The organism is Paenibacillus sp. AD87 (genome assembly GCF_001659845.1).
Classification (GTDB): Bacteria; Bacillota; Bacilli; order Paenibacillales; family Paenibacillaceae; genus Paenibacillus; species Paenibacillus marchantiae.
Genome location: NZ_LXQN01000007.1, coordinates 798273 through 811266, shown reverse-complemented (window position 1 = coordinate 811266; position 12994 = coordinate 798273). Strand labels below are relative to the sequence as shown.

The window sequence follows — 12994 nt, the reverse complement described above, 5'->3', positions numbered from 1 at the left end:
CAATTATTGCCCCATGGAGACGGGCACTCGAACCTGTTGAAGTACGGATTTTAATACAGCCTCGGAGCTCATGCTGTCCAGTCTCGATTCGGGACGCAGCACGATCCGATGGGAGATGACATAAGGTGCCATCGTTTTCACGTCATCCGGAAGCACGTAGTCACGTTCCTGCAAAAAGGCAAAAGCCTTCACGGCCATCATAAATGAAATGGCTGCCCGCGGGCTGGCGCCCAGCAATACGGATGGGTGGGAGCGAGTTTTGCGAACCACATCAAGCAGATAATCCATGACCGGATCACCGATGAATACTTCCTTGATTTCCTGTTGAATGGCTGATATCTGATCCATATGGGTTACGGATTCAAGCCGATCAACAGGCTGACCCGACTGATGCTGCTTCAGCAACGTTTTCTCGATATCCTTGTCGGGATAACCCAGACTTATTTTCAACATAAACCGGTCCAATTGCGCTTCCGGCAATGTGTACGTTCCTTCAAAATCGATTGGATTCTGGGTTGCACAGAGCATAAATGGATGAGGCAGATCATACGTATCGCCATCTACCGTCACACTGCGCTCTTCCATGACTTCCAGCAAAGCGGACTGCGTTTTGGTAGTTGCTCGGTTAATCTCGTCTGCCAGCAAAATGTTGGTCATGACCGGACCCGGACGGAAGTAAAAGCGCTCGTCACGTGGATGGAACACGGATACCCCCGTGATGTCACTTGGTAAAATATCAGGATTACATTGAATGCGGCGGTACTCTCCGCGCATGGATTTCGATAACGCTTTAACCAACTGCGTCTTGCCTGTTCCTGGTACGTCTTCAATCAGAACGTGTCCGCCTGCAAGCAAAGCTGTGAGCAAAAGTTGAATTTCAAAGGATTTCCCCATTATGCATGATTCCAGATTAGAACGAACTGCTGATATGATTTGGATCGACTCTTTGCGCACAGGCATGTGGTCTAACCTCCTAAAAAAGCATACAGATTTCCTTTTATTGTACATGATCCAAGGGCGCGAGTACACTCGAAGGAACTCATAATTTGTTTCCAGCCGTCAGATTCACCGCAGTTATCGCATGATTACGACAAAAAGAGGCCCGGATAGAAGTTATCCGAAGCCTCTGCTGATTCCATATATAATGGCTAGCTCTGCCATGCTCTGTTACCCTTTCGGCCGAACCACCAATGCCGCGAGAAAAGAAAAGATAATCGCTGAGGAAATACCCGCCGCGGTCAAATCGAATATCCCCGTAATGACACCGATCCATCCCTCTTTCTCCAGTTCCGTCAATGCCCCGTGCACGAGGGAGTTACCAAAACTGGTAATGGGGATGGAAGCTCCTGCCCCTGCAAATTTGACGAGTGGATCATACAGCCCAAACGCATCCGCAACCGCACCAGCCACAACAAGTGTACTCATCGTATGTGCAGGAGTCAGTTTGACACCATCCATCAGAAGTTGTCCCACGACACATATCAACCCGCCAACAATAAATGCCCATAAAAACTGCATCCTTTATCCCTCCTTTTCTATGGCTACGGCATGCGCAATACAAGGAATGCTCTCGCCCTGCTGATATGAAAGTGGAGACAACAATGCACCGGTAGCGACCACTAATACCTTATTGAGTTCACCCTTTTGCATCCGGTTCAAAATGTGACCGTAAGTCACCGTTGCAGAACATCCACAGCCACTGCCTCCAGCGACAACGTAAGGCTGCTTCTCCCGATCATAAATCATCAATCCGCAGTCATTGAAAACCGTCTGTTCCATGGGAATACCCTCTTTTTGCAGCAATTCTTTGGTAATGGGAAGTCCCACGGATGCCAGATCGCCTGTCACAATGAGATCATAATAACCGGGTTCCAACCCTGTATCCCGAAAATGGGAAACAATAGTATCCGCTGCCGCAGGCGCCATCGCGGATCCCATGTTAAACGGATCTTTGATGCCCATATCCATAATTCGGCCAATAGTCGCTTTGGTAACTACAGGACCTTCGCCGGTACGAGAAACCACACCACAGCCAGATCCGGTGACCGTATACTGCGCATATGGAGGCTTCTGGGAACCATATTCCGTTGGATAACGAAATTGCTTTTCCACCGTACAGTTGTGACTCACCGTACCCGCGAGTACATAATCCCCTGCGCCCGAGTCCACAATGAGTGAGGCGAGAGCCAACGTTTCCATCGACGTTGAACAGGCACCAAATACCCCCAGATAGGGTACACCCAACTTGCGGGCAGAAAAGGAACTACTTATAATCTGATTCATCAGATCTCCACCAACAAAGAACTGAAGCTCTTCTTTTGTGATATTCGCATTGATTAATGCCATTTGGGAAGCCTGTTCAAGAAGCTTGCGCTCTGCCTTTTCCCAGGTTTTCTCCCCAATCTCCAAATTGTCATACACATAATCAAAATCTGATGTTAGAGGCCCTTTGCCTTCATCCGGTCCTACGACTGCCGACCTGCCGATAATCCGTGGACGGTTCTCAAATTGCCAGGTTTGTTGGCCCAAGCGTTTCATAGATGTCCACCTCCGAAGCCGAGGATGGCATATACAATCCCCACGATGAAGGCAGCAACGACACCAAACACGATAACTGAGCCTGCCAGCTTGAACATGTTGGCACCAACCCCAAGTACCAGTCCCTCGGCGCGATGCTCCAGTGCTGCCGAACACATAGAGTTGGCAAACCCGGTGACAGGGACAGCCGTTCCAGCACCCGCCCATTGTGCCATTTTATCGTAGACACCGAGGCAAGTCAGGATGACTGAAATGAGGATCATAACCGCAACGGTTGGACTGGCAGCTTCTTTCGAAGTCATGTCAAACCCGGCCATAAACGCTTCCTGGATAGCCTGTCCAATGACGCAGATGAATCCGCCGACGAAGAATGCCTTAATACAGTTCGTCCAGATTGGACGGGCAGGCTCATGTTTTTTGGCGACTTTTTTATATTCCTGTTCACTGATGGACAGGGATGATGATGATTTTTTACTACTACCCTTAGTTTGAGCTGGCAAGATACAGAACCTCCCTTGAAATGAAAATAAGTCAACAGATGTGACTGCATGTACTGTGTGTAATCCTGTATTCATTGTTTGTTAAGGTTGGGAAAGTTATGTATCCGGCGAAAGACAGCATATGTTTCCAGCACGATGATGCTGCCGAATGAGATGAGTCGCTCAGCGCCGGATCAGAGGTCTGTGAAATTTATAAATAAAGCAGAATGATCACGAGCAAAATAAAAAGGACGATACAAAGGATGGTTTCATTGCCTTCATCGGGTGGCGTCATCTATTGTCCCAGCTCCTTCCTGTTGTGAGGCAAGTGAAATTAGTGGGTCATTAAATACCTTATGGAATACTGGTTAAGCAAAACGGTTCCTTACTATATGCATATTCAATGCAGCTGCTTGGCGACTGTGCTTGGTGCGGATTTAATGGCCCGATGAAACATTAAACGAGCAACCATTCATGCCTGAGATACGTGACATAACCATGGACAATTACTTGCGCAAGGTTCATACTGTAGTGTGACCAGTGGTTAAATAAAACGTTCTTCTCTTCCGAAGGACAACAGTCCGGCAGCCGTTCTGCTGAGACCTGATCTACATACAAGCAGAGGAGTTGTCGACACATGAATCAAAAAACGTTGGAAATGTTTCGCACGTTAACGGAATTCCCTTCCGTTTCCGGGTTTGAACGCGAGCTTCGCGGATGGATGAAAGAACAAATGTCTCCTTATACGGATGAATTTGTCCAGGATCGCTTGGGCAGCCTTTTTGGCGTATTGCGGGGAGAGGAGTCCGGACCCAAAGTCATGGTTGCAGGTCACTTCGACGAAGTTGGTTTCATGACCACAGGCATTACGGAAACAGGCATGATCAAATTCCGCCCACTCGGTGGATGGTGGAGTCAGGCTGTGCTGTCTCAACGTCTGGAACTCATCACTCCGGATCGCCGGATTACAGGGGTTGTTGGTTCAACACCTACTCATCTACTCGATGAATCCCAGCGTAATAAACCGGTTGATCTTAACCATATGTACTTGGATATTGGTGCGGATAACCGTGCAGAAGCAGAGTCTTGGGGCATTCACCCGGGCATGCAGATCGTGCCGATCTGTGAGTTCACTCCGATGGCTAATCCGAAGAAAATTATGGCAAAAGCATGGGATAACCGTTACGGCGTAGGACTTGCACTTGAGCTAGTTGAAGCATTGCATAAAGAAAAATTGCCAAACACCCTTTATTGCGGTGCAACAGTCCAAGAAGAATTGGGACTTCGTGGTGCACGCACGGCTGCCAATCTGATTGAACCGGATATTTTCTTTGCACTGGACTGCAGTGCCGCGAATGATATGACAGGAGACAAACAATCATTCGGACATATTGGACAAGGCGCTTTACTACGTATCTTCGACCCGGGCATGTTTACCCATCGTGGTATTGTTGAATATGTTCAGGACACAGCATCAACAAATCAGATCAAAATGCAATATTTCATCTCTCCTGGCGGTACGGATGCCGGAGCGGTTCATTTGAGCGGTATCGGTGTGCCCTCAACGGTAATTGGCATCTGCGCCCGTTACATTCATACTTCTTCTTCCATCATTCATACGGATGACTATGATGCGGCAAAAGAGTTGCTCGTGAAACTGGTGAAGGGTCTGGATCAGACAACACTGAACACGATTATCGGAAACGCGTAACTTTTTCTATAGAAGATGCCCTGATTTTCAGGGCATCTTTTTTGATGTTCAGAACACGAAAACCCTCCTAAAGATGAAGGTGAAATTAAGATGTAGTGATGAATTGCAAAATGCCAGCCTCTGCATAAGCAGAAGCTGGCATGATTTGGTTTACAGAAATAAAGGGGAGAATGCAATCCAGGCCAAAATAAGAGCCAGCACAATGCACACATTTTCCACAACGGCACCATGTTTCGTGCCCGTACTCATGAGATTGATTCTTATACGCCACTTGAGTGGCGGCAATGGACGAATGCCGCGATTCGTCAACGAATCTGCCAATAGATGCATGACATAGGCTGTGCCTCCGGCTACCCAGATCTCAGGCCCCTGCAAATGAGTTGTACTGTAGAGCAACCCAGTCCATACGGCGGTTCCATATAATGTGTGTGTCAATCCCCTGTGGGTTAACGTGGTACACAACATTAACAGACTGCCAGCAATTAGATTCCATGGTGCGAATGCATGCCCATAGAATACAAGTCCCAATCCGATTGCAAACATCAACACTTTGCGCAGGGAACGAGATGGTAGAAAAGATACCATTGCAATCAGAATGGCGAGCAGCAGATTCCATGGTTTTGCCTGTACATAGAAGTACACAAATACAGCGACAGGCAGCAGGATTGTCTGTAACAGCCGAATGAGGCTGTTCGGCAATGCCTTGGATACCAATAGCGAATTCGGCTCATCAATGTCTGGTAGGAGCGAACCGATCAGGGCCACGGTAACCGCCGGTGCAGTCACAGGCATACCGGCTAATTGCAGAACAGAGAGGGATAAAGTGGTCCCGATAATCAGGTGGGATCTTCCCATCATGGTGCAAAAACTTCCTTTCGAAGAAATAGGGAACATAAACCGTCCACTCCAGATATTACAACGAAAACAATATAAGAACAATAGTTCGCATTTCTTAATTTACTCACTCTACACCATGTAATTACCATCGGATCTATGGGCAGACTAACAGTTGAACTGATTTTACCATTACCTCATACGGCGTTAATCCTGTGTTAACATCACTGGTGTATAGTCGGTTCATACCCAACCAACAAAGGATGATTACTTATATGGGAATTCATACGTACTTTAGATCACTCAACGATCTCGAACGCATTATTCGTACGCCGGGGAAATTCAAGTTCGAGGAACACAGCGTATCCGCCCACTCTTGGAAAGTCGTGCAATATGCCAAAACACTGGCCGATATTGAGGAACAGCATGGGGTCGCCATCGATTGGAAGAAGCTTTACGAGATCACCAGCAGTCATGATTATGGTGAAATCTTCATCGGTGATATCAAAACGCCGGTTAAACATTATTCACTGGAGCTTCGTTCGATGCTGCAGCAGGTAGAAGAAGGCATGGTTGAGCATTTTATTAACGAAAATATTCCTGAAGAGTTCCAGCCGATTTTCCGTAGACAGCTGCGTGAAGGCAAAGACAATTCTGTCGAAGGTCTTATTCTGGAAGTGGCAGACAAAATGGATCAGGTGTACGAAGCGTTTGCTGAACTGCAGCGTGGTAATACAGAAAAGGAATTTATCGTGATGTACCGATATGCCCTGATCAAAATCAAAAATATTGACCTCCACTGTGTGCACTATTTCCTCGAACATATTCTCCCTGACATCATTGAGGAAGGCAACCGGTCGCCATTTGATATCCGTCAAATCACGGAAGATGCTTTGTCACAATAATCAGCTCCAGTCATCGTGGTTCTTCAAGAGCCATGGACAGGGCTTTTTTTCGTTATTGTAACCTTTGGCGATACTCGCTGGGATACAGTCCCGTCTTGTTTTTGAATATACGGCTAAAATAATGGGAATCACTATATCCCACCGCTTTACCTACTGTCTTGATATCCATATCTTCAAAGGCCGCGAGCATGCGTTTTGCTTCGTTGATTCGAAGCCCTGTCATGTATTTGAGCGGGGTTTCACCCGTCACCTTTTTGAAACACTTCCCCAGGTAATCTACACTAAAATGCATCTGTCCTGCCATGTCCTGCAACGTAATTTCATGCATATAGTTCTGTTTCAGATACAATTTGACTGCCTCTGCGATGTCCTCCGGCCTCACCTGTTCATCCAGCATTGCACTGACATGTGCCAGCGAATCCCCTGCCTTGCCAAGTTTTAATTCCATTGCATCCAGCAGCGATCGAAGCTGTTCTTCTGTGAGGGGTTTAAGCAAATAATCCTCCACTTTGTAACTGATCGCCTGACGTGCAAACTCAAACTCATGATGGCCGCTCAGGATCACGATCTTGACATGCGGATAGGCAAAATACAGATGTTTCGCCAGTTCCAGACCATTCATGACGGGCATCTGAATATCGGTAACGACCAGATCAGGCACCGTATGTTCAATCAGTTCCAATGCTTCCTGTCCATTCCTAGCCTCACCTATAACCTCAAACCGTGTGCCCAGCTCGCTGAATTTCCGGGATACGTTACGGCGAATTAACGCCTCATCCTCCACAATAATAGTTCTATATGTCATCACCATGAGTTTTAACTGTGCTCCTTTCGAATGGAACCTCCAATCGTAATGCTGACGCCGCCAGAAGGTTTATTCGTAATATGCATATGTGCCGCGGAGCCATACCATAATTTGAGTCTGATCCAGATGTTTTTCAATCCCATCCCGTTGATCTCAAGTTCAGGCATACGCTCCCATTCCTGTGATTGTTGTATGTACTGCTGGATGAGCGTAAGCGCCTCGGGTTCCATGCCAGGTCCGTTGTCTTCCACTGTCATTAGCCAGGTTTCCTGCAAGGTGTCCAGCTTTCCAATGATATGCAGCTTCCAGGGTGGCGTATCACGTAGTCCATGTTTCATGACATTTTCCAGCAAAGGCTGAATCAGCAGCATGGGCACCTGAAGGTTTTTCATCGAGTCCGGAACATGGAATTCATAAAGCAGATCATCTTCGAACCGAATTTTCATACACTCCAAATACCGCTCACAGTAGTCGATTTCTTTTTCCAATGGAACACCGCTTTTGTTCGGAGCAGAGATGTAACGCAGCATGGATGCAATGTGACCACAGAACGCAACGATCTGTTCATTCATGCCCTCTTCCGCCATGATGCTGATGTTCGTAATGTTGTTATACAGAAAATGAGGGTTCATCTGGGACTGCAACGCCAGCAACCTGGCATCCGTTTCCTGAGATTTGATCGCCAGCATGTCCTGAAAAGACTGCACAAGCTGTTGATTCAATTGGATAAAGGTATCATTCAACTCATCCATCTCAAGGATTGAACCCGGAACTTCCAACTTGAACAACTGACCAGAGTCCTGACCCGTGGTCAGATCGTGGACGCCAGTTTTCTGAATAATGCGCTGCAAACGATGGAGCGGTAAGGTAACACGTTTGGAGATCAGGTATGAGAGGAGCAAAATAAGCATCAAGGTAGCTAAAGTTGCCCCCATGAACAGAAAAGCCATGCGATTCAGATTCGCAAACAGGGATTGTTTGGACTGCATCACGATAACCGTCCAACCGGTCTCTTGCGAGGTCATGTAGGTCATCATTTGCTTCGAATTTCCATTGGGATCTACCACTTCTTGCATCGTTCCTGGTGGATATTGATCGTTTCGAATCAAGTTAACAACGTCGGAATGGATTGCATTTAACGGATGTTCATTGGACAAAAAAGGATATAAAAGCTCATTACGTTCATTCAATACATAGACGCTCAGATTTTCGTTCCCCCCTTGCACATCGTTTAAATGCTGGAACACGGTTCCTGCATCCTGCAAAATTTCCACTACTCCTTGCGAGACATAATTTCCATCCTTATACACCCGGGTAAGGGAAAGATATGGTTTACCTGACTCCCCCTGCCCTGTTGGCATCGGTAATGCCCCACCATCCAGTAAACTTATGACACGCCAGCCATTGCGCGCCCACGTTTCCTCGTACCATGGTCTTTGGGTCAGATCTACGGACAGCTGTCCATTGAACGCACCGGCCCCCAGCATTTTACCGTTCACATCATAAATATTGGCTTGTTTGGCTGTGTTAGAGCTGCTAATGATCGCCAGAATGACATCAATCAGCGTTGTTGTATCCTTGTAAAACGCCGGGTCACTTGTCAGCGTCTGTTCATTGTCCTCCGCTGGAGATAAATAGTGACTGAAGTGCTCCTTGACCAGATTGGAATATACGATGTTCATGGAGAAATTATTCATTTTGACGATTTCCTGATCCAGATTGCCTACCATCGAATTCCCCAACTGTTTCTGCTGTTCGGCACTTCGACTACGAATGTCATTGGCAAGAAAAACATACAAGAGACTGGCCACAATCAATGAAAATACAATAAAGACTGCAGAGTAGTAGGCAAACAGACTTTGCTGAAGCGTTCTGAATCGGTACTTAACCATCTCACACCTCGTTATCGGATGATGTCTTGCAACTTACTCGAAAATGTCCACCCAACAGAACGCTTTTGTCTATTGAGCGCATTCTTCGTTCCGCGTAAAGTTATTCACATAAGAATACGCTTACATGAAGCGTTTCGGCAAGATCTATTATTCTTTATTCCATGGGAGGTTCATTGATGAGAAAACGATTTCTATTATCCCTCGTAGGTGCGCTGTTGCTGTCCAGCCTGCTTCTTGCCGGGTGCAACTCCGGTGAAAGTTCCGAAGGTTCAGGGAAGGTAACACTAACGTTCGGAACAAGTCAGAGCGGCATTCCACGTACGGGTATCATGCAAACGATGGCTAAAGAATATGAGCAGGAAACGGGTGTGAAAATTGACTTTCAGGTGGTCCCTGATGCCCAGTGGCGTGACCTGATTAAGGTGAAGCTCGCCTCCGGCGAAGCTCCTGATATTTTTAATGTCGATGTGGATCCACTTAGCATGCCTGCCAACGTAAGACCTGAGGAAAATGCAATTGATCTGACCAATGAGGAATTTACAGGACGCATGTCCGAAGAGATTTTACCAACGGTTAGCTATAAAGAGAAGGTGTACGGGGTTTCTTTTGCACCATCGAAAATATGGTATGTGTACTATAACAAACGCATCTTTGAAGAGCTCGGCATCCAGCCGCCAACGTCCTACGCCGAGTTCAAGGCGATCAGCCAGAAAATCAAGGACAAGGACATCATTCCGTTCTATCAGGCTCCTGCCAGCGGATGGTATCAGGTGCTGCCTCTGTTCGAAACCGGTCCAAACTATGAGCAAGCTGCGCCGGGAACGTACGAGAAGCTGAACAACAATGAGATGAAGGTCGCGGATTTGACGCAGCTCAAGATGGTCATTGAACAGTTAAAGGAATTTGCGGACCTGGGTTACTTCGGCAAGGATTTTCTGTCCAACACGGTCGAGGCTGGCATTGAAGCCTTTGGTCAGGAGAAGGCAGCGATGCTGCTTCGAGTTCCGGGCACCGAAAAGGAAGTGTCTGAGGCGTATCCAGACATGAAGGACAATATGGGATTTTTCGTGATGCCATGGGGCGATAATCAGACGATTGGTGTGAATCCGGGTGGTTCGGCTGCGATGTTTGGCAACAAAAACAGCAAGCACCCGGAAGAGGTACTGAAGTTTTTCCGGTGGATTACGGAGCATGATCATCTGCAGCGTGTATTCGATGGTGGTGAAGGCAATCTGACCATCTGCTGGCCTGAAATTGAACCGAAGCTGACACAGGACTATATCGATTATGAGAAAAATCATGAGAAAGGTACGGTCATGCAGGCCGCTGTGAAGTATATTGATCCGCAATGGATGGATATCGGCAAGGATCTTTCCGGCATGTTCGCTGGAGCGATGACCCCGGATCAGATTCTGCAAAATATTGATAAACGCAGGGCTGAACAAGCCAAAGTGCTGAAAGATGATGCGTGGCAATAACAGCGCATATTCTGGGTAAACACATGAGCATGTGGCTAACCACCATTATAATGCAGCGAGGTAAGGCACCATGCACTCATGCATTTTGGCAGGAAGGACAGGTGTAACAGTTTATGAATGTAAATAAGATCTATCCCTGGTATTTCTCATCTGGAGCGATTGTGCTGTATCTGCTGTTCATCGTCGCTCCCGCCCTGCTGGGCATCTATTATTCCTTCACCGATTGGAACAGCTACAGTTCGGAGAAAAACTTTATCGGTCTGGAGCATTTCCGAACCATTCTGGCGGGTGATCCAACGTATTTACTTTTTATTAAGAATACAGTCCTTTTCACTCTGATTACTTCGATCGCCAAGACGGTTCTGGGCCTATTCCTAGCTCTATTGCTGGTCAGCGGTGTGAAGGCCGCCAATCTGCACCGGATGATCATATTTTCACCCCAAGTCCTTTCGTTCCTGATTGTCGGCCTGGTCTTCAAAAGCCTGCTCGATCCCAACAACGGCTTCGTTAACGTGACACTGCGTTCGCTGGGGCTGGACGTTCTGGCCCAGAACTGGCTGGGCTCCCTGACCTGGGCAATGCCATCTATTATGGCGGTGGATACGTGGAAAGGCATGGGGTACATTATGGTGCTGTTCATTGCTGGACTTCTCGCCATTCCTCGGGATTATTATGAAGCGGCATCGATTGACGGTGCCGGCTTCTGGCAGAAGCTGTTTCGAATCACGATTCCGATGCTGATGCCGACAATTACCATCGCCACGGTACTCAATATTACGTATGGGCTGCGGGTATTTGATGCGGTATATGTACTGACCAATGGTGGACCAGGCAACGCTACAGATGTGATTAACACAGCGGTGTATTCCTCTTTTGCTAAAGGCTATTGGGGACTTGGCAGTGCATTATCTACGATTCTGTTTGTCATTATGGCTGTCATCTCCTTCTTCATCATCCGCTTGATGAACCGAAAGGTGGAATACTAGATGCGTGTGAAAAAACGGCTGGTTTCCATCGGATTAAATGTACTCGCTTGGCTTCTTAGCCTGGTGGTCCTGATTCCTTTTGTCGTCATTGTACTGAATTCATTTAAGTCCGATGCCGAAGCCAAAGTGCTCAAACTGACCCTACCCGCGAAGTTCATCTTTGAAAATTATAAAATCGTCTATGAGCAGGGACACCTGGGTGGTTCCTTTTTCAACAGTCTGCTGCATTCAACGGCTTCTTCCCTGCTGCTGGTGTTTGTTGTGGCGTTCTCTGCCTTCACGTTATCACGAAATTATTCGAAGTTAAGCAAGTTCCTATATTTCTTTCTTATTCTGGGCATTACGCTGCCATTGAACTACATTCCATTAATGGAGGTCATGAAGTCGCTGGGCATGATTAATTCGCATGTGGGCATGATTCTGCTCTATACCGCGATGGGTATTCCGATCTCGCTATTCATCACATATGCGTTTGTATCCAATATTCCAAAAGAACTGGATGAAGCAGCGATCATGGACGGATGCAATGGGATCAAGCTGTTTCTCCGAATTATTGTGCCTTTGTTAACCTCTGTCCTGGTTACGGTTTTTGTTCTTAATTTCCTGAGTGTCTGGAATGAGTTTACCGCTCCACTCTACATGCTCAATACCGTCGAGATGTGGCCGATGACGCTCGCTGTGTATAACTTCTTCGGACAATTCAGTGCTCAGTGGAATCTGGTGAGTGCGGATATCGTGCTTACTTCCCTGCCTGTGTTGATCGTGTTCCTGATTGGGCAAAAATATATTGTGGGTGGTCTGACTTCAGGGGCGGTTAAGGGTTGAGATGTATCCAAAATGAAAATTCAATACACCTGGCTACTTCGAAATTCATCATTGACATCGAGTTTATTTGTAACTATTATAGTTACAACGGTGGTGATCATGCATGAAACAAATCAGCAGTCGCTTTTCCATTGCGGTTCATACGTTGTCCCTGGTCGCTGTTGTGCCCAATGAGTGCACTGGAGATTTTATCGCCAAAAGCGTGAATACCAATCCCGTCATTATTCGGCGCATTATGTCCAAGCTGAAACAGGCCGGCCTGATCGATGTCAGACCCGGTGTCGGCGGTGCTTCTTTGTTAAAGGACCCCACGGACATTACCCTTTTGGATATATATCGTGCACTTGAGGTTGTGGAGGATGGCGAGTTGTTTAACTTCCACAAGCATCCAAACCCAAATTGTCCTGTTGGCAGCATGATCGAACAAACCTTGCGCGCCGAACTTATTGAGGCTCAGTTAGCTATGGAGCAGCGTTTGAAACGTGTAACGATACAACAGATGATGGATCAGGTTCACGTCTCTGAATAAAAAAAGCTCATT

13 protein-coding genes are annotated in these 12994 nt (G+C 47.0%); 6 read left to right on the top strand and 7 right to left on the bottom strand.

Annotated elements, in window-relative coordinates:
• Positions 1-3 precede the first annotated feature (3 nt).
• From gpAD87_RS03690 to spoVAC, 4 genes are all read right to left on the bottom strand, one after another.
• Positions 4-960 (bottom strand): AAA family ATPase, encoded by a 957-nt coding sequence (locus gpAD87_RS03690; RefSeq protein WP_063567266.1) that lies wholly within the window; start codon positions 958-960, stop codon positions 4-6.
• Positions 961-1167: 207 nt separating this feature from the next.
• The gene (gene spoVAE, locus gpAD87_RS03685) at positions 1168-1518 is read right to left on the bottom strand and encodes a stage V sporulation protein AE (protein WP_053781314.1); all 351 of its coding nucleotides are present in this window, start codon (positions 1516-1518) and stop codon (positions 1168-1170) included.
• A 3-nt stretch (positions 1519-1521) separates the two neighbouring features.
• A complete protein-coding gene (spoVAD, locus tag gpAD87_RS03680; RefSeq protein ID WP_063567265.1) occupies positions 1522-2538 on the bottom strand; it encodes a stage V sporulation protein AD in 1017 nt (338 codons plus the stop codon).
• Positions 2535-3038 (bottom strand): stage V sporulation protein AC, encoded by a 504-nt coding sequence (gene spoVAC, locus gpAD87_RS03675; RefSeq protein WP_063567264.1) that lies wholly within the window; start codon positions 3036-3038, stop codon positions 2535-2537. Before spoVAC ends, spoVAD begins: the two co-directional genes overlap by 4 nt.
• Before the next feature lie 616 nt (positions 3039-3654).
• Between spoVAC and gpAD87_RS03670 the strand changes: the two genes are divergently transcribed.
• Complete coding sequence (locus gpAD87_RS03670; protein WP_063567263.1) at positions 3655-4728, top strand: M42 family metallopeptidase; 1074 nt, start codon at positions 3655-3657, stop codon at positions 4726-4728.
• 150 nt (positions 4729-4878) lie between these two features.
• Here gpAD87_RS03670 and gpAD87_RS03665 read toward each other — a convergent pair whose 3' ends face one another.
• On the bottom strand, positions 4879-5586 hold the full coding sequence (locus tag gpAD87_RS03665) for a metal-dependent hydrolase (RefSeq protein ID WP_064636323.1): 708 nt from the start codon (positions 5584-5586) through the stop codon (positions 4879-4881).
• A 251-nt stretch (positions 5587-5837) separates the two neighbouring features.
• Between gpAD87_RS03665 and gpAD87_RS03660 the strand changes: the two genes are divergently transcribed.
• Positions 5838-6467 carry a YfbR-like 5'-deoxynucleotidase gene (locus gpAD87_RS03660; protein ID WP_064636321.1) on the top strand — a complete coding sequence of 210 codons (630 nt, stop codon included), beginning with the start codon at positions 5838-5840 and terminating at the stop codon, positions 6465-6467.
• Positions 6468-6519: 52 nt separating this feature from the next.
• Here the strand turns inward: gpAD87_RS03660 and gpAD87_RS03655 are convergent, their stop codons facing one another.
• Both gpAD87_RS03655 and gpAD87_RS03650 read right to left on the bottom strand, forming a co-directional pair.
• On the bottom strand, positions 6520-7272 hold the full coding sequence (locus gpAD87_RS03655; RefSeq protein ID WP_231952436.1) for a response regulator transcription factor: 753 nt from the start codon (positions 7270-7272) through the stop codon (positions 6520-6522).
• 11 nt (positions 7273-7283) lie between these two features.
• Entirely contained in the window at positions 7284-9164 is a 1881-nt protein-coding gene (locus gpAD87_RS03650) for a cache domain-containing sensor histidine kinase (RefSeq protein ID WP_064636317.1), read from the bottom strand.
• 176 nt (positions 9165-9340) lie between these two features.
• On the opposite strand from gpAD87_RS03650, the gene gpAD87_RS03645 reads away from it, so the two are divergent.
• The 4 genes from gpAD87_RS03645 to gpAD87_RS03630 all read left to right on the top strand — a co-directional run bounded on the left by gpAD87_RS03645 (position 9341) and on the right by gpAD87_RS03630 (position 12982).
• The gene (locus tag gpAD87_RS03645; protein WP_064636315.1) at positions 9341-10642 is read left to right on the top strand and encodes an ABC transporter substrate-binding protein; all 1302 of its coding nucleotides are present in this window, start codon (positions 9341-9343) and stop codon (positions 10640-10642) included.
• 113 nt (positions 10643-10755) lie between these two features.
• Positions 10756-11628, top strand: coding sequence for a carbohydrate ABC transporter permease (locus tag gpAD87_RS03640; RefSeq protein WP_063567257.1), 873 nt, complete (start codon positions 10756-10758; stop codon positions 11626-11628).
• Positions 11629-12453, top strand: a complete 825-nt coding sequence (locus gpAD87_RS03635; RefSeq protein ID WP_064636313.1) for a carbohydrate ABC transporter permease — start codon at positions 11629-11631, stop codon at positions 12451-12453.
• Between the two features lie 103 nt (positions 12454-12556).
• The gene (locus gpAD87_RS03630) at positions 12557-12982 is read left to right on the top strand and encodes an Rrf2 family transcriptional regulator (protein ID WP_064636311.1); all 426 of its coding nucleotides are present in this window, start codon (positions 12557-12559) and stop codon (positions 12980-12982) included.
• The last annotated feature ends 12 nt before the right edge of the window (positions 12983-12994 follow it).